14 protein-coding genes are annotated in these 17,347 nt (G+C 67.6%); 4 read left to right on the plus strand and 10 right to left on the minus strand.

What is annotated here, in order from left to right; translation table 11 throughout:
• Positions 1 to 135 precede the first annotated feature (135 nt).
• The 10 genes from BUC15_RS04605 to BUC15_RS04650 all read right to left on the minus strand — a co-directional run bounded on the left by BUC15_RS04605 (position 136) and on the right by BUC15_RS04650 (position 12,825).
• Complete coding sequence (locus BUC15_RS04605) at positions 136 to 1,608, minus strand: glycosyltransferase family 4 protein (RefSeq protein WP_073186367.1); 1,473 nt, start codon at positions 1,606 to 1,608, stop codon at positions 136 to 138.
• 2 nt (positions 1,609 to 1,610) lie between these two features.
• Complete coding sequence (locus tag BUC15_RS04610) at positions 1,611 to 2,903, minus strand: nucleotide sugar dehydrogenase (protein WP_073186368.1); 1,293 nt, start codon at positions 2,901 to 2,903, stop codon at positions 1,611 to 1,613.
• A 117-nt stretch (positions 2,904 to 3,020) separates the two neighbouring features.
• Positions 3,021 to 4,016, minus strand: coding sequence for a Gfo/Idh/MocA family protein (locus BUC15_RS04615; RefSeq protein WP_073186369.1), 996 nt, complete (start codon positions 4,014 to 4,016; stop codon positions 3,021 to 3,023).
• Between the two features lie 2 nt (positions 4,017 to 4,018).
• Entirely contained in the window at positions 4,019 to 5,107 is a 1,089-nt protein-coding gene (locus BUC15_RS04620; RefSeq protein WP_073186370.1) for a DegT/DnrJ/EryC1/StrS family aminotransferase, read from the minus strand.
• Entirely contained in the window at positions 5,104 to 5,700 is a 597-nt protein-coding gene (locus BUC15_RS04625; protein WP_073186371.1) for an acyltransferase, read from the minus strand. The genes BUC15_RS04620 and BUC15_RS04625 overlap by 4 nt, the downstream gene beginning before the upstream one ends.
• A gap of 599 nt (positions 5,701 to 6,299) precedes the next feature.
• Positions 6,300 to 7,244, minus strand: a complete 945-nt coding sequence (locus BUC15_RS04630; RefSeq protein WP_217652113.1) for a glycosyltransferase — start codon at positions 7,242 to 7,244, stop codon at positions 6,300 to 6,302.
• 143 nt (positions 7,245 to 7,387) lie between these two features.
• Positions 7,388 to 8,257: an ABC transporter ATP-binding protein gene (locus BUC15_RS04635; RefSeq protein ID WP_245787890.1), complete on the minus strand. Its 870-nt coding sequence runs from the start codon at positions 8,255 to 8,257 to the stop codon at positions 7,388 to 7,390.
• Positions 8,235 to 9,095: an ABC transporter permease gene (locus BUC15_RS04640; protein WP_073186373.1), complete on the minus strand. Its 861-nt coding sequence runs from the start codon at positions 9,093 to 9,095 to the stop codon at positions 8,235 to 8,237. The genes BUC15_RS04635 and BUC15_RS04640 overlap by 23 nt, the downstream gene beginning before the upstream one ends.
• Positions 9,096 to 9,132: 37 nt before the next feature.
• Positions 9,133 to 10,302: a glycosyltransferase gene (locus BUC15_RS04645; protein WP_073186374.1), complete on the minus strand. Its 1,170-nt coding sequence runs from the start codon at positions 10,300 to 10,302 to the stop codon at positions 9,133 to 9,135.
• A gap of 12 nt (positions 10,303 to 10,314) precedes the next feature.
• The gene (locus BUC15_RS04650; RefSeq protein ID WP_073186375.1) at positions 10,315 to 12,825 is read right to left on the minus strand and encodes a glycosyltransferase family 4 protein; all 2,511 of its coding nucleotides are present in this window, start codon (positions 12,823 to 12,825) and stop codon (positions 10,315 to 10,317) included.
• Between the two features lie 413 nt (positions 12,826 to 13,238).
• Here BUC15_RS04650 and argG point away from each other — a divergent pair, with 413 nt between their 5' ends.
• The 4 genes from argG to BUC15_RS04670 all read left to right on the plus strand — a co-directional run bounded on the left by argG (position 13,239) and on the right by BUC15_RS04670 (position 17,314).
• Entirely contained in the window at positions 13,239 to 14,669 is a 1,431-nt protein-coding gene (gene argG, locus BUC15_RS04655) for an argininosuccinate synthase (RefSeq protein WP_139280089.1), read from the plus strand.
• Positions 14,670 to 14,744: 75 nt separating this feature from the next.
• Positions 14,745 to 15,086 carry a hypothetical protein gene (locus tag BUC15_RS04660; RefSeq protein ID WP_073186376.1) on the plus strand — a complete coding sequence of 114 codons (342 nt, stop codon included), beginning with the start codon at positions 14,745 to 14,747 and terminating at the stop codon, positions 15,084 to 15,086.
• A gap of 6 nt (positions 15,087 to 15,092) precedes the next feature.
• The gene (locus BUC15_RS04665) at positions 15,093 to 16,262 is read left to right on the plus strand and encodes a glycosyltransferase family 4 protein (protein WP_073186377.1); all 1,170 of its coding nucleotides are present in this window, start codon (positions 15,093 to 15,095) and stop codon (positions 16,260 to 16,262) included.
• A complete protein-coding gene (locus BUC15_RS04670; protein WP_073186378.1) occupies positions 16,259 to 17,314 on the plus strand; it encodes a hypothetical protein in 1,056 nt (351 codons plus the stop codon). Before BUC15_RS04665 ends, BUC15_RS04670 begins: the two co-directional genes overlap by 4 nt.
• The last annotated feature ends 33 nt before the right edge of the window (positions 17,315 to 17,347 follow it).

The following is a 17,347-nucleotide window of genomic DNA, read 5'->3' on the forward strand; positions in this document are numbered from 1 at the left end:
ACCCAACCCCCGCCCCACCCAAAATGAGCAGGATCCGACACTCAACGGGAAGCTGACGGCATCGTCAGCAGACAACGCGACGACGCCGTCAATGAACAGTAAATCCTGCTCAAACCCGCACCCAACCCCCGCAAGTCAGGCGACCGGGTCCACCTCGGTCGACCCGAACGGGCCAGACGGCTCCTCGCCGACGAAGTCCGTCAACCGCCCGAACGACGCGATCAGCATCTTCTCGTTGCTCTGCCACGAGTACTTCTCAGCCAACTCATGCAGATGGGCCTGCGGCACCGGGTGAGCCAGTTGGGCCGTCGCCTTCTCCGCGAGGTCCACCGGGTCGCCGGTGGTGAACACGTTGCCCATGCCGTTGTCGACGACGAACTGCGCCATCGTCTTCGCGTCCGACGACACGAGCGGCAGCTCCGCGTGCAGGTACTCGAACAGTTTGTTCGGCAGCGTCCGGTCGTGGTTCGGCGACCCGCCGGGAAGCGGGTGGACGGCGACGTCGGCGCCGTGCAGGTAGTAGGACAGGTTCGCCTGGTTCACCGGGTCGAGGTAGTGGATCCGATCGCGGACCCCCAACTCCTCGGCGAGCGGGTCGAGCTTCGTCTGCATCGGGTGCGGCAGCGGCATCGTCACGATCGCCAGGTGGATCTTCTCATCCAGGTGCGCCATCGACTCGATCAGCGTCTCGATCCCACGCGCCCAGCTCATCACCCCGGCGTAGACCAGCAGAGGCACGCCATCCCCCAGCCCCGCGGCCTCACGGACCGTGACGTCGCCCACCATCGGCTGGAAAACCGACAGGTTGACGACCGTCTCTGGCAGCACCGGCAGCTTGTACTTGTCCTGCAGCAGGTGGGCGTGCGACTCGGTGACCGTCATCACGTAGTCGGCCAGTGGCATGAACGCCCGCTCGGTGCCGAGCAGCGCCTCATGCGCGGCCGGGTTGCCGATCTCCTTGGCCGGCAGACCCGCGAAATCCTCCCGGACGTCGTAGGACAGCTTCACGAAGCGCCCGTTCTCCCGCAACTCCCGGGCCGCGGCCCACGCAACTGGAAGCACCAGCGGGTTGTGCGCGTGCAGCACGTCGGGTTCGAGTTCGACGAGCAGATCTTTGAGCGTGTAGACGAGGTTGTGCGCGACCGGCAGGTTACGCGGCATGTCGAGGCCCTCGAACGGGTCGTCCGACCTCCGCAGCTTCGCACGGACGGCCTTACCCCTGGTGACCAGCCGGTCCTTGACCGTCAACGACCCGACGACGCAGAGCTTCGCCGTGGTGATCGCCCACTTGGCGACCGACTTCGCGGAGGCGACGTCGAGGCCTCGGACACGCCCGGCGTACACGTCCCGCTGCCTCCTCAACCGCGAAGCGCGACCGGCGTTCGGGTTGGGCTTGGGCGCCTGCTCGGTCGGCCAGGCCTGGAGCGGCACCCGGATCACCCGGGTGTGCCCGCCAAGGAGGAACTCGCCGGACTCGCCGCCTGCGGGCTCCGTCGAGATGATGATTGGCTCGAATCCGCCACGGTGCAGCGTCGTCGCGATGCGCTTGATTCGCGAATCGAAGTCGACGGGCGCGTGCCGGAACAGCACGATCCTGGGCTTGGGCACGATCAGTTCCCCTTCCCGAGCGAGATGAACGTGGTGCCCGCGAATCGCGCGGCGTCGAGGACCCGACGTCCGTCGACGACGACGCCAGCTCCGGGCAGGTCCTCTGCCCCGAGGTCGCGGTACATGGCGTGGTCGGTTTGGACGATGGCCGCGTCGACCTCGTCCCCGATCTGATAGGCGTCGAATCCCATCGCCGCGAGTTCGGCGTCGCTGAACAGCGGGTCGTGCACGAAGGGCCGTGCCCCCCGCTCGGCAAGGGCCTTGACAACCGGGAACACCCCGGAAAGCGCGGTCTCCTTCACCCCGCCGCGGTAGGCGGCGCCGAGCACGGCGACCCGGCGTCCCTCGAGCGACCCGAGTGCCTCGGCGGCCAGGTCGACGGCGTAGGCGGGCATGGCGGCGTTCGCCTCACGGGCGGTGGCGACGATGCTGGCGTCGGGGTCCGTCCAGAGGTACAGCTTGGGGTAGACGGGGATGCAGTGGCCGCCGACGGCGATCCCGGGGCGATGGATGTGGCTGTACGGCTGCGAGTTCGACGCCTCGATCACCTGGAACACGTCGATGCCGTGGCTACCGGCGAACCGGGCGAACTGGTTCGCCAAACCGATGTTGACGTCGCGGTACGTGGTTTCGGCCAGCTTCGCCATCTCTGCCGCCTCCGCGGTGCCGAGATCCCAGACCCCGTTGGGCCGGGGAAGGTCGGGGCGCTCGTCGAAGGCGAGGACGGCCTCGTAGAACGCCTTGGCGTGGGCGGCGCCGTCCTCCGAGAGGCCCCCGATGAGCTTGGGGTACTTACGCAGGTCTGCGAACACCCGGCCGGTGAGGACCCGCTCTGGTGAGAACACCAGGTGGAAGTCACGGCCCTCGGTCAGGCCCGATACTTCCTCAAGCATCGGCTTCCAGCGGCCTCGGGTGGTGCCGACAGGAAGGGTCGTCTCGAAGCTGACCAGCGTCCCCGGCTTGAGGCCACGACCGATGTTGCGGGTCGCCTCGTCCATCCAGCCGAAGTCCGGTCGCGCCTCGGCGTCGACCAGCAGGGGCACGACCACGACCACGGCCTCCGACTCGGCGACCGCCGCGGCCACGTCGGTGGTGGCTCGCAGCCGACCGGCGGGGACCACCTCGGAGAGCTTCTCCTGGAGGTGTGCCTCACCGGGGAACGGCTCGGTCGCGGCGTTGACCAGGTCGACAGTCTTCTGGTTGACGTCGGCACCGATGACCTCTTGCCCGGCGTCGGCGTACTGGACGGCGAGCGGCAGCCCGATCTTGCCGAGCGCTACGACCGCAATCTTCATGGGTTTCTCCTCCCGGGCCTTGGCCCTGGGTCAGCCTACGCGCCGCAACGCACGGCACCTATCCCGGACGCGGCAACCGCGCCGCACAGTGGTGCGGCGCGGTCGGCGTCATGCTTTTCAGCTCTGCAGCGCGACGAACCTGCCGGTGGCAGCCGATTCGATCATCGCCTCGCACACCTCGACGACGCGGGCGCCCTGCTCCATCGTGACGATGTCGGCGCCTTCCTTACCGAGGACGGCGTCACGGAAGTTCTCGTGCTCCGTCCGCAGCGGCTCCGGCTTGGGGATCGCGAACCGGGTGACGTCGCCCTCGGTGACGCCACCGAACTGCGCGATGTCGTCCCAGCTCTCGTGCACCTGGCCGTTGGCGTAGAACGTGAGGTCGGCGGTCAAGGTGTCGGCGATGAACATGCCCTTCTCGCCTGTGACGATGGTGAGGCGTTCCTTGGTCGGCGTCAGCCAGTTGACCAGGTGCGAGGTCATCACACCTCCGGTGAGCTGGCAGGTGGCGGCGACCATGTCCTCGTACTCACGCCCGGCCTTCGACACGGTGCGGGCCGCGACCAGTTCGTAGTCGCGCTGCGTCACCCAGGCGGTCAGGTCGATGTCGTGCGACGCGAGGTCCTTGACGACGCCGACGTCGGCGATGCGGGCCGGGAACGGTCCCTGACGGCGGGTGACTACCTGGTAGAGGTCGCCGAGTTGCCCGTCTGCGAGTCGACGGCGAAGTTCCTGCAGGGCAGGGTTGTACCGCTCGATGTGGCCGGTGGCACCGACCAGGCCGCGCGACGAGAATGCCTCGGCGAGCCTACGGGCAGCCGCGGTGTCGACCGCGAGCGGCTTCTCGACCAGGGCGTGCACGCCGGCCTGAGCAAGCGCGGTGCCGATCGGCTCGTGGAACTTCGTCGGCGTGGCGACCACCACGTAGTCGAGGCCCTGTTCGATGAGAGCCTCGACGCTCGGCAGCACCTCGAGCCCGCCTGCGACGCCGAACGCGTCACCTGCCGGGTCGGCTACCGCGACCAGGTCGACCCCGGAGATGGCGCGCAGGTTGCGCGCGTGGTGACGGCCCATGGAGCCGAGGCCGATGAGGCCGGCGCGGAGGTTCGCCATGGTCACGCACCGGCCTTGGCGAGGGTGCTCACCGCGGTGACGATGCGCTCAAGGTCGGCTTGCGAAACCGACGGGTGTACCGGGAGGGAGAGGCACTCAAGGGCCGCCTGCTCGGTGTTGGCCAGGTGGTAGTCACGCTGGAACGTCTTGAGGCGGTGGTTTGGAACCGGGTAGAACATCCCGGAGCCGATGTTGTACTCGTCCTTCAGCGCCTTCGCGAGGCCGTCACGGTCGCTCGCGACGCGGATCGTGTACTGGTGGTAGACGTGCACCGCGCCGTCGGCCACGGCGGGGACGATGACGCCTTCGAGGTTCGCAGACAGGAATGCCGCGTTGTCCTGGCGCTGCTTGGTCCAGGCGTCCACCTTGGTGAGCTGCACCCGGCCGATGGCGGCGTGGATGTCGGTCATTCGGTTGTTCAGGCCGACGACCTCGTTGTGGTATTGCTGCAACATGCCCTGGTTGCGGTAGAGGCGCAGGTTGCGCTCGATCTCGTCGTTGGCGGCAGAGACCATGCCGCCCTCGCCGGAGGTCATGTTCTTGGTCGGGTAGAGCGAGAACATCCCGAACACACCGAATGCGCCGACGGGGGTGCCGTTGAGCGAGGCGCCATGCGCCTGGGCCGCGTCCTCGAAGATCATCAGGCCGTGCTTGTCGGCGACGGCCTGAAGCTCAGGCATCTTGGCGGGGTGCCCGTAGAGGTGCACCGGCATGATCGCCTTGGTCTTATCGGTGATGAAAGACTCAACCGATGCCGGGTCGAGCGTGAAGTCGTCAAGCGCGATGTCTGCGAACACCGGGGTGGCGCCGGTCAGCGCGACGGAGTTGGCCGTCGCAGCGAACGTGAACGACGGGACGATGACCTCGTCGCCCGCACCGATGCCGGCGCTCAGCAGCCCGAGATGCAGGCCGGAGGTGCCGGAGTTGACCGCCACACATGCGCGTCCGAGGCCGAAATGCTCGGAGAACTCCTTCTCGAAGGCCGCAACTTCCGGGCCTTGCGCGATCATGCCGGAGCGCAGGACACGGTCGACGGCCGCGCGCTCCTCATCGCCGATCAGCGGCTTGGCCGGTGGGATGAAGTCGTTCACTTTGAAACCTCCACGAGGATGTCGTCTTGTTCTTGGTACTGCTGGCCGGTCTCGGGGCAGACCCACGAGCCGTCGGCCTCGCCGGGTTCGAGCGGCACACCGGCACGCCCCACCCAGCGGATGCGTTTGGCGGGAACCCCCGCCATGAGTGCGAAATCCGGCACGTCCCTGGTGACGACCGCACCGGCGGCGATCATGGCCCAGCGGCCGATCGTCACAGGCGCGACGCACACGGCCCTGGCGCCGATGGACGAGCCGGTAAGGCAGGTGACGCCGACCGCCTCCCAGTCGTCGCCGCGCTTGAGCTTGCCGTCGGGGTCGACCGAGCGGGGGAAGTGGTCGTTGGTGAACACGACGGCGGGGCCGACGAACACGCCGTCCTCCAGCACCGCGGGCTCGTAGACCAATGCGTAGTTCTGCAGTTTGCAGTTGTCGCCCATCTTCACGCCGGTACCGACGTAGGCCCCACGCCCAACGATGCAGTTCTCTCCGAGTACCGCGTCCTCACGCACCTGCGCCAGATGCCAGATTGAGGATCCCTCGCCGATTGTGGCGTCGGGTGAGACGTCGGCGCTTTCCTGAATGCGGACCATCCACCAATTCCCTTCGATCGCTGAGGGTGAGCATACCGCGCGGAGTTTCGTTGTCTGGGGTCAACCCGTGAGATGCGCGGGCACGCTGGTCATCGAGGTGGGCCTCAACCACCGTCAGGTCGCGGCTGAGGAGCGCCGGGGGTTGGGCCGACTCCCGAGGGACTGCCGAAGAGGGCCGGACGCTGGGACGGCGACTCCCGAGGGGACTGCCGAGAACCCACGAGGGACTGTCGACACCCCGAAGGACTCCCGACAACCCCCGACACCCCCGAAGCACTCCCGACACCCCGAAGCACTCCCGACACCCCGAAGCACTCCCGAAAATCGACCAGTGGCCAGTTCTGATCCGTCTTGCCTGGAAAATCGACCACTGCCGCTTTTCCGACCACAACCCAGGACACCCACACAAGGCAGTGGCCGATCCTCGACACCAGACAAAGCACAATCGACCACTGGCCGATTTTCCGAGTCGGGACCGGGGACGGGGCGTCCGGACCAGGACGGGGGCGAGCCGGGACCGAGCCGACCCCGGGAGTGCCCGCATTGGTCAGGTGTTCGAGCGTCTGAGCCTTCCGTCCGGCCTCGTCGTCCGCGGAAGTTCAGCGGTGCACGAGTTCCAGGATCCGGGCCGCGGCCTCGTCATAGGTGTTGTGCCCCGCCCTGGACGCGACCGCCGCCTTCTTCGCCGCCGCACGCAGGCCCGCTCGCCATTGCGGGTCGGTGGCGAACCTACGCAGCGCCTCCGTCGTCTCGGGCACGTCACGCACCAGGGTCCCCGCGCCAGTGCGGCGGATCAGGTCGGCGACCCTGGGCAGCGGCGTCGCGATCGTCGGCAGCCCACAGGCCTGGTATTCGTACACCTTCGACGGCATCGCCTCCACGAATGCCGGGGTGTCGGCCAATAGGCACAGGCCGACGTCGGCGCCCTCCGCGACCCGCCACGCCCGCAGCGGCTCCTGCCTGCCATGCGAGGTGATCCGGCGGGCGTCGGGCTGCGTCAACCTCTCGGCGAGCCAATCCCGATCGGTGTCTGCCACCGGGCCGACCAGGTCAAGCGTCCAAGGCTCCTCATCCCCCGACGTCGCCGCGACGGCCTCGACCATCGTGCGCAGCCCCCTTGTCTCCCGGTTGTCACCGATGTAGATCGCACGCCACGGCGCCTCGTCGCTCATCTCTCCCGGTTCGGGGAGCAGCGAGAAGTCGGGCTCGTTGCGCATCACGTACCTGCTGCGGGCCACGCCGGGCGGCACGTGCTCGTCGGCCACCAGAACCAGGTCGGCCCGCGCGATCAGCCTGGTCAGGAGCCGGACCGCGCCCTGCAACACCTTAAGCAGGGGCATCGGCACCCAGGCCCGGTCCCTGAGGAGCGACGCGTAATCCTCGTGCACGTCTGCGACCCAGGCAGCCCTGCCACGGGTGGCGAGGAAGGCCGCAAGCGATGTCTCCGGGTCGATCGTGATCAGCACGTCGGCGGTCGGACGCCACGGGAGGGCGAGGGCCTGCACGGCCCGCACGACCTTGTGCGCCCTGCGCCGCGAATGCACCCGGCATCCGACCGGGCCGCGCTGCGCGTCACCCAGACCGAACACCTCGACGTCGAAGCCGGCCCGGCGGAGTGCCGCGGCCGTGCGGTGCAGCCTTGCGTCGGCGACGTCATGCCCAGTTGTGACGATGGCTGCCCTGGGGTTCAGAAGTCCTCCATCACTACGGCCTCGTCCCCGACCTTGAGGAACTCGAGATACGCGTCGCAGATCTCCTTCGGTTCGCCGCGGCGGATCAGCCGTCCCTTGTGCAGCCAGATGACCTCGTCGGACATCTCCTGGATAGAGGTGAGCGCATGCGAGACCAGGAGCATGGTGCCGGCCGTCTCCATCAACTCAGACATCTTCTGGCTAGCCTTCTGCTTGAACTTCGCATCTCCTGCGGACAGCGCCTCGTCGATGATGAGGATGTCGGGGTTCATGAACACCGACACCGAGAACGCCAGTCGTGAACGCATGCCGGAGGAGTAGGTGCGCAGGGGCATGTCGATGAAGTCGCCGAGATCCGCAAAACCGGCGATCTCGTCGAACCTCTCGTTGACCTGATCGCGGGAAAGCCCCGCGGCCATCCCGCCGAGGAGGACATTCTCGCGGCCGGTCAGAGCGGTGTTGAAACCGACGCCGAGCGCGAGCAGGGTGCTGACCTTGCCACGCACCTCGATGCGGCCCTTCGTCGGGGGAAGGATCCCTGCGACGGCGCGCATCAGCGTCGACTTGCCAGCACCGTTGGCGCCGATGAATCCGGTGCACTTCCCGGCAGGCACGTCGAAGGACACGCCTTTGATCGCCTTGACCTCACGGTAGCGGACCTGCTCATGCCTGGCTTTGCGCACAAGGGCGTTCTTCAGTGAGTTCTTGCGCTCAAGACTCACCCGGTAGGTGATGTCGAGGCCGTCGACGACTACGGCAGCGTCGTCTGAGTAGAGGGTGGGCGCGGCGACCGACTCGTCGCTCTTGGGCTCCTCGGCCCCTGGGTCGCGCTCGATTGGTTTCTCAGAGGCGGACAGCGAACTCACGCTCCCTTGACATGTAGACGAGGCCACCGACGATCGTGAGCAGGAGGCTCCAGCCGACCGCGATGACAATGTAGGTGAGGGAAGGATTGGCGGCATGCGTGGCGTCGCCCCAGATACCGAGCACCGAGGTGGCCGGGTTGAGCTGCACGAACGGGCCCATGTGCTTCCCGATGGCGGTGTCGAGGAACTGCTCTGCCGTGTAGAGCACCGGCGAGGCGTACAACCAGATCCGGATGATGTAGGGCAGGAACTGGGCGGTGTCACGGAAGTAGACCTGCAGCGTGGCGACGAGCGCCCCGATGCCCATCCCGACCATGGTGGCGCAGAGAATCGCGAGCGGAATCCAGAGCATGTGCACGGTGAACGGCTTGCCCCACAGCAGGTGGATCACCAGATACACGAGCAGCGTAGGGAGGTAGCGACGCACCGCCAGATATGTGTTCGACACGATCAGCAGCAGCTTTGGGAAGTTCATGTTCAGCACGAGCGACCCGGAGTTTGTGACCGAAGTGGCGCACGACTGGATGATTCCGGTGATCAGGAAGAACAGGAACAGGCCGCCTGCGATCTGGGGGAAATCCACGCTGCCGCCACTTGAGCCGCGCAGCACGACAACCAGCAGGAAGTAGACCGCCGCCAGCAGCAGCGGGTTGACGACCAGCCACAGTTGCCCGAGCACCGTGTTGGTGTTCGCGGCACGCATGTTGGTGTTTGCCAGTTCCATGGCGAAGTCCCAACGCCGCCACAGGTCCCGGAAGTACTCCCCCATCCGGGGAAGGCCCGCCTTGTGCGGGGTGTAAATGTGTACGTCCGAGCGAGACTCGGTCTTTCCCTTCACCTTCTGACCCCGTCATTCTGGGCGAGGCGGCACCGCTTCACGATGTCCTCTCCTCCCTCGTGCGATCCAAATCTGCGTATACCGCCACCAGACGGTCGGCGTCGCTTTCCCAGCTGAGCTCGCTACGCGCTGCCCTGACATTACCTGCCCACCGCGGATAATCTCGTACCACGGTCCCTATCGCGCAGCGCAACGATTCAGCATCGCCCGGTGTGTAAAGCGCGCCCAGGTCGTATCGGCGTACCATCCGGGCCAGTTCACCGACATCCGTGGCGACGAGTGGCACCCCGAGGCTGACGGCGTGGAACAGCTTGTTCGGCATCGCGAGGCGGTGGTTGAGCCACTTGTTCGAGTGGGTCACCAGCGATACGCCTGCCTCCTGCAGCAGTTGCGACGCTTCTTCGAGGGGCCGGGCCGGCTGCACGTCGAGGCGGGCGCGGTCGAAGGTCGTCAGCCAGGTCTCGTCGGCGGGGCCGATGACGGTGATGGGCAGGTCGAATCCCCGGCTGGCTTCCGCGATCGTCTCGAGTTCCCGGAATGCGGCGACACGGCCTGCGTAAACGAGCCCCCGGGGCCGCGGCAACGGTTCAGGCAGGTCGTCGCGGAGGGGGAAACTGTTGTGCACGACGGTGACGTTGTCCCAGCCGTACAGGTTCCGCAGGGCGTCTGCGACACCCTCACCGACGGTGAGCACCGCGGCGGCGCGGCCCCCGAACTCGGCCTCCTCCCGGCGCTCGCGGCGGTCGGCCAGCGGTGTGGGGCGATATTCGCGCGGCAGCCCTGGCCAGAACTCGTGCGAGTCATAGACGAACGGCACATTCCGCTCGCCTGCCAGGGTCGCCGCCGCCCTGAGTGCGGTGAAGTCGTGGGCGTGTACGACGTCGAACTGACGGCCACGCCCGTCCTCGATCGCGCCGTCGGCCCATCGTCCGAAGGCGGAGTGGCGGTGTTGGGGCAGGAGCGCCCAGCGGGCGAGCCGCGTCACCGGGGACATTTTCCTGCCTTGGAGCGACGACCCGCCCTCTGCCCTGAACACCGACGAGGTGCCGACGCTGGAGACGGTCAGGCCGTCACCCGGGTCGAAACCGTCTGGCACCGAGCGGCCGACGATGTGGACGCTGTGTCCGGCCTGCACCAGGGTGCGCGCCTCCCGGAGGACCCGGGTGTCGGTCGCAACCGAGGTCGCCACCAGCATCAGGATGTTCACGATTCGACGCCCTCAGAGGCCCATGAATCCGGAGAGCACCTCGGCGCTGCGGGTCCCGTCGTGCCACTCCCGGACGTAGCCACGTCCGGCCTCGGAGATTTCCGCGGCCCGGGCGGGGTCGGTCAGAAGGTTGCGGAGCACGTCTTCGAGGGTGTGTGCATCGGCCTCGACGATCGGCACGTCGCCGGGGATCCGCTCACGGACCCGGTCGGCGACATGCCCGATGACGAGCTTGCCACCGGACATGGCCTCGACCGCGGTGATGCCGTAGTCGCCGAGCCTGAGCTGGTCGATGACGATGTCGGCGTCCATCATCCTGGCCCGCATCTGATCGCGGGTCAGGTGTTCGTCCCGCACGTAGCGGATCAGCCCCTCAGATTGCAGCAGCTCGCACACCTCGTCTACCCGGTCGCTGCCCTTCATCGACCCTCTGCTCGGGACATGGAAGACGATCGGGGCCCCGTCCCGGGTCAGCGGCACGACGTCGCTGTGCCAGAAACCGGTATCGACGACGATGGGCAACCAGGACGCGCCGGGCAGGTAGTCGAGCAGGTCATTTGTGGTGACGTAGACGGGGCCGTCGAACGCCAGCACGTGCGGGGTGATCGCCTCGACCTGCTTCTGCAGCACGGCGGTCAGTTCATCGCTCGCGTCCACAAACGGCGAATCCGGCTCCAGTTCCGTGTGCCTCCGCGGGTTCCGGATGTCGGAGCCGTGGAACACCAGCCCCTGCCGGATGCCCTGCTGACGGAAATAGTTGGTCTCCTCGTAGAAGAACTTTCCGAAGTGGGCGCCGACGCTCGCGCGGGCCGATTCGGTGAGGACGTGCGATACGCGATTCTCCAGCTTGCGCATCAGGTTTCGCTGCCAGGCAGGCGAGACCCACTGCTGATAGGTCACCGTCTCGTCTACCGGGAACTTGAGGGGACCTTCGCGGTAGATCCAGACGGACTCCGCGATCGCCTCTGGGTGTTCGCGCATCAGGCTGGTCGCCCACAGCTGGGGTTGACCGCCGGTGTTGGCCGTCCCGATCCGCAGCCGGGGACGCGGCTCGAAGATCTCGGAATCAGACAAGCTGGCGCGCTGGCGGAGCATGTCGGAGCGGATGGCGGCGAGTTGCCCGTGCAGGCTGCCGGGGCGCAACCCCTCCTTGGCCCGCTCGGCCGTGACCCCGAGCACGACCTTCTGGACCGTCGGCTCGAACTCCTCGAACGTGTGGGACGCGACGAGTTCGTCGGTCAGCCTGGCACGGTACGAGTCGAGGTCGCCTAGCAGCTTCCTGGTCGCCTCGACGATCGACGCCGGGTTGGAGTGCTCGAAAACCTCTCCGATGCCAAGGCTGGTGACGCGTTGGGTGAGCCAGTCCATGTTGGAGGTGAGGATCGGCAGCCGGGCCTGCACCGATTCGTAGTACTTGTTCGGCGCGGCCCAGTTGTGGTTGCCGACCGGCAGGAACGGGAAAATCGCGGCGGTCGCCGACGAAAGGTATTCGGCGACCTCGTGGGTCGGGGCGAACGGCACGAAGTGGACCCGGTTCCTGACCCCCAGCCGCTCGGCCTGCTCCTCCAACTCGACGACGTAGGAGCTGCCCCGCCGCGCACCGATCGCGAGATGCACCTCGGCAAGCTCGGGCAGCGCGGAGATCACGTCGTGTACCCCACGGTGGTATGACAGGCCACCGGCATAGACGAGGAGGGGGGTGCCCTCTGGCAGCTTCAGGAAGTCACTGATCGTCATCGGGTGCTCAACCGGCGGCAGTTGGCCGATCGGCGCGTTGGGCACCAGCTCCGGCTCCACGGGAAGGTCGTACTTCTCCTGAAGAAACTCCGCGATGGGCTCGCAGACGGTGAAGGTCGCGTCGACCTGCCTGATGTACTCGGATTCGAGCGCCGGGAACCCCTCAGTGACGTTCGGGTCCTCGCTGGCGAGGCCGTAGACGTACTCGCGGGCGTCGTAGACCACACCGACCCGGTGCCCGCGTGCACGGAACACCGTGGCGACCTCGGTGGCCAGCGGAAGCAGGTGTACGTCGGTGACGATCACGTCGGGCTGCAGCTCGATCAGCGTCGGCTTCATCGCGGCGGTCATCACGCCCACCTGCGGAAGCGCTTTCTCCCAGAACCTATGGTCGTCGGCACCCTCGACCGGTTTGGCGGGGGCGACCTTGGCGCGCACCTTCCCTGCGGCCTTCGTGGCCCGGCTCTTGACGGAGTTGGTGAAGTGGTCGACGCGGGCGACGGCCCCGAGTACCTTCTGCGGGGGTCGCCGCTTCATCGTGACGTGGAAGGCCTTGCGGACGGCGCGGTAGGTGAGCGTGAGCCGCGCTGGCCCGGCGACGGGTGCCTTCGGCGAGCAGAGGATGTAGTCCAGCCCTGCGATCGTGCCCTGCGGGGGAATACCAGATCCGAAACCGACCATGGTGACGCGGTAGCCGGCGGCGACGAGCGCCAGGCCGTTGCGGTGGGCCCGCGCGTCGATTTCGATGTTGTTCGGCAGGGCGATGACCGCGTGCGGCTGCTGCATGCTTCTCCTTGACGCTGTTTGACTTCGGGAGGACGACCTCCGCCAACGGCAGTCTAAACGTGGCGGCGTGCATTCCCTGAAGTTGCGCCGGTTGAGCCGCCTCGTGAGGGAGGACAACGCCCAACTCTCGCCTAACATCGTGATGTTGGTTCATCCACGAACAAACATCACGATGTTAAGGGGAAGAACCCAAGCGCAGGACCCCAGACAAGGTCACGAGGGTTTCGTCACCGGCCCGGCGCTTCGCGCTGGGGGCCGGGCTCAACCAACGCACGGCCCGGCGCTTCGCGCTGGGGGCCGGGCTCAACCAACGCACGGCTCAACCGACGCGCGGCCCGGCTCAACCGGCTCAACCACCATCCTCCGTCCGTACTTCGCTTCCACTTCGACCCTCCGGCGCCGGAACAACTACAGTGATGCCCGTGGCTAAAGTACTGACCTCCCTCCCCGTCGGCGAGCGCGTCGGCATCGCCTTCTCCGGCGGACTCGACACCTCCGTCGCCGTCGCGTGGATGCGCGAGGCCGGCGCCGTCCCCTGCACCTACACCGCCGACATCGGGCAGTATGACGAGCCCGACATCGCCTCGGTTCCAGGCAGGGCGCTCGCCTACGGCGCCGAGCTGAGCAGGCTGGTCGACTGCCGCCCGCAACTGGTCGAGGAAGGGCTCTCCGCACTCGCCTGCGGCGCCTTCCACATCCGCTCGGCCGGCCGGGCCTACTTCAACACCACCCCCATCGGGCGCGCCGTCACCGGCACCATGCTGGTGCGCGCGATGGCCGACGACGACGTCTTCATCTGGGGCGACGGGTCGACCTACAAGGGCAACGACATCGAGCGGTTCTACCGCTACGGCCTGATGGCCAACCCTCAGCTGAGGATCTACAAGCCGTGGCTCGACGAGGATTTCGTCCGCGAACTCGGCGGCCGCGATGAGATGAGCCAGTGGCTCACCGCCCGCGACCTTCCCTACCGCGACTCCAAGGAGAAGGCCTACTCCACCGACGCGAACATCTGGGGCGCCACCCACGAAGCGAAGACGCTCGAGGACCTCGACGTCTCCCTGGAAACAGTCGAGCCGATCATGGGCGTCAAGTACTGGGACGCCGCAGTGAACATCCAGACCGAGGACGTCACCGTCGGGTTCGAGCTCGGCAGGCCCGTGTCGATCAACGGGCAACGTTTCGACGACGCCGTCGCCCTGGTCATGGAAGCCAACGCGATCGGTGGACGTCACGGGCTCGGTATGAGCGACCAGATCGAGAACCGCATCATCGAGGCGAAGTCACGCGGCATCTACGAGGCCCCCGGCATGGCCCTGCTGTGGGCCGCCTACGAGCGCCTGCTCTCAGCCATCCACAACGAGGACACCCTCGCGAACTACCGCAACGAAGGGTTGCGGCTCGGCCGACTGCTGTACGAGGGACGCTGGCTCGACCCGCAGTCGCTCATGCTTCGCGAGTCGATCCAGCGTTGGGTTGCGTCCGCGGTCACGGGCGAGGTCGACCTGCGGCTGCGTCGCGGCGACGACTACACCATCCTCGACACCCGCGGCCCGCACCTGAGCTACCAGCCGCACAAGCTGTCGATGGAGAGGGTCGAGGACGCCGCGTTCGGCCCGACCGACCGCATCGGCCAGCTGACCATGCGCAACCTGGACATCGCCGACTCCCGCGAGAAGCTGGAGCTGTACGCGTCACAGGGTTCCCTGCTGGCAGGGCACCAGGAACTGATCGGTCGACTCGAGTCTGGCGGTGCCGCCGCCATCGCCGAACTGGGTGCGCCCGGCCCGTCTGACCTGGACCGAGCCGTCGAGCGTTCCTCGATGGATTCCGGCACCGACTGATCCCGGCCTTCGCGGTCGGGCCAGGATGTCGTCGCCCGACCCTCCAGGAATTCCCCGGCTGGCTATGCTCACTTTGTGGCGACCACCGATGACACGCACCCGAGAGACCACCTGCTGAGCTTGGCCGAACAGCAGGCTGCCGACGCGACGGCGCGCCTGCAGGACGCTGGTCGCCTCATCGACGAACTGCGTCGCGACGCCGTCGAGTTGGCGACCCGACTCGACCGGGTCCGCACCGACAATGAAGCGCTGCAGGCCGAGGTCGAGGCGCTCCGCGCGGAGCGTGACGCGGTGAAGGCCGACCTTGCCTCCGCAACCGCCGCCAGCGAATCCCTGGAGGCCAAGGTCAGCGAAATGGCTGACCGCCTGCAACGCGACCCGCTGCGACGGGTCGCCCGCGCGATCCGCAGGAAGTAGGCGGGCGTGAGCGATCCGTTCGACCAACTCCGTGCCCGACATGACTTCGTTCTGTTCGCCGTCACCTATCCGCATGGGTGGCGCACCGGGTCGGAGTTCGTGCGGCAACGCGTTCGCGCCTACGCCGCCGCGGGGCTGGAGGGTGTGGTCGTCGACTATTCCCCGCTCAATGTCGAGTCGGCCCGCTGGCAGCCGGAGGACGACGCCCCGGTCCTGTCGATCCGGGCGGATCAACTCGCCTCTGCGATCGACGCCGCCGTCGCAGGCGGGTCAGCGCTGCTGGCGCATTCCCCGACCCCGGTCGCCATCGATGAACTACGTGCCCGCGTGCCCGGCGGGCGGCTCGCCATCTGGTTCCACGGCTACGAGGTCCGAGACTACCGCCGGCTGCACGGCAACACCGACACGCACACCCTGACGGCGATCCGGCACATCCGCGACGGCCAGAACCGCGACCGGTTCAAGGCGGCGGCCCCCCTGTTCGCCGACCCGGCCATCACCAAGGTATTCGTCTCAGCCACCCAACGGCGCCACTCGGAGTTCGACGTCGGAATCCCGGCCACCAACACGCGGATCATCCCCAACTTCATCGACGACGACACCTACCGCGCCAGGGTGCGGCAGCCAGGTGAGGAGCGCCGCATCCTCCTGCTGCGCAGCTTCGCCACCCACAACTACGCAGGCGACATCGCCGTCAAGGCCCTCGACCTTTGCTCGCGCCGCGACGGCTTCTCCGACCTCGCCATCACGATCCGCGGCTACGGCGCACTGTTTCGGGAGGCGGTCGCCGACGTGCGCCGGTTCGACAACGTGACCGTCACGGAAGGTTTCTCCAGCACCGCCCAGATGGCTGCCCTCTACGACGCGCACGGCGTTGCACTAGTGCCCACCCGCTACGACACACAGGGCGTCATGCTCGGCGAGGCGATGGCCAGCGGCGCGGTCACGATCACCAACCCGGTCGCCGCGATCCCCGAGTTCACGGACGCGAAGTCGTCGCTGGTGCCGAGGGGCAACGATCCGCGCGCGTTCGCCGACGCGATCTGGCATCTGATCGGGCACCCGGAGGTGATGCCAAAGATGTCGACGGCCGCCGCCGAACGCGTCCGGGCGCAGTGCGGCCGGGACCAGACGATCGGTCTCGAACTGGAGCTCATCAAGGAGTTGTCCGCATGAGTCTGCACAGCCCGGTCGTGTTCACCGACGACCCCGCCCTCACGTCCGAGGCGCGTGCCAGGCGTTGGCCGGTGGTCTCCCGGGACGGCGCCACGCTGCGCATGTCCGGGGTCAGGCAGTCTGCCCCGCTGCCCGAGCCCAACATGGACATCACCGCCGGATCGCTAACCGACGTGGCCGCGGGCGGTTGGAAGTTCGTCCTCGACTGGGTCGCCAAGTATGTCCACCGTCCGCTCCTCGTGCTCGAGCCGGGCTCCTGGGCAGGCGACCTGGGTCGCTGGGCCGAGGCGACCCGCGGCTGGGGCTGGACCGAGGCGAGCGAGGTTCCCGGCAAGGGCCCGAGCCTTTCCGGGTTGGACAGCGCAGCCCTTGCCGAGTTGCCTGCCGCACCGGAACCTCCCAGCCCCGCCGACCGGATCCCCGGCCGCGGCCGGATGCTCCTGGTGCGCCACGGCGAGTGGACGGAGCGACAAGGAGCCTGGGTCGACGCGGCCGAGCGCATCGGATTGCTCGTCGACATCGCGTCGGATCGCATTCTGGACGGCCGCGACCGGGTCCACGTCGTGGCAGACCTCGGCCCGGCGAACCTGACCCTCGACGCGGGCACGGGACCGCTCGACCCCGCCTATGCGCTGGCGCTGGCCCGCGCGGTCGACTCCGGCGACCCGACGTTGGGCGCGGCCGGCCACTGGCAGGTCGCGTTGGAGCACTGGTTCAAGCCCCGCCCCGACGACTTCGATGTGGTCGTGCTCGCTGGCCCACCCGTCGGGTTCTTCGGGTTCGGCGCGTTCGCTTCCCGACACTGGTACGCGCGCGTCGTGATCGATCATGCAACGCATGCCCCGTGGCCCGCCGACGAAACCGCGGCGCTACTCCTGAAGGACTGGGAGCAGGGGTGGCACCTCGCCGCCGACGCCGTCACGGTCGCCGACGAACCGACGCTCGGCCAGGTCGCTCCCAGCGGCCCGGACGCGACGGTCGAGGTCGCCGATGGGGCCAGGATGGAGACGCTGCTGCAGGTACTGAGCGACCACTCGTTCACCGCGATGTGAGCCACCATTGTCCCCGCTGCTGGCAGAGCGGAT

This window comes from Tessaracoccus bendigoensis DSM 12906, from assembly GCF_900141915.1.
Taxonomy (GTDB): Bacteria; Actinomycetota; Actinomycetes; order Propionibacteriales; family Propionibacteriaceae; genus Arachnia; species Arachnia bendigoensis.

Coding starts and splice junctions, on each gene's coding strand:
- BUC15_RS04650 (WP_073186375.1), bottom strand. CDS start 12,825: ATGCAGCAGCCGCACGCGGTCATCGCCCTGCCGAACAACATCGAAATC.
- BUC15_RS04670 (WP_073186378.1), top strand. CDS start 16,259: ATGAGTCTGCACAGCCCGGTCGTGTTCACCGACGACCCCGCCCTCACG.
- BUC15_RS04610 (WP_073186368.1), bottom strand. CDS start 2,903: ATGAAGATTGCGGTCGTAGCGCTCGGCAAGATCGGGCTGCCGCTCGCC.
- BUC15_RS04615 (WP_073186369.1), bottom strand. CDS start 4,016: ATGGCGAACCTCCGCGCCGGCCTCATCGGCCTCGGCTCCATGGGCCGT.
- BUC15_RS04625 (WP_073186371.1), bottom strand. CDS start 5,700: ATGGTCCGCATTCAGGAAAGCGCCGACGTCTCACCCGACGCCACAATC.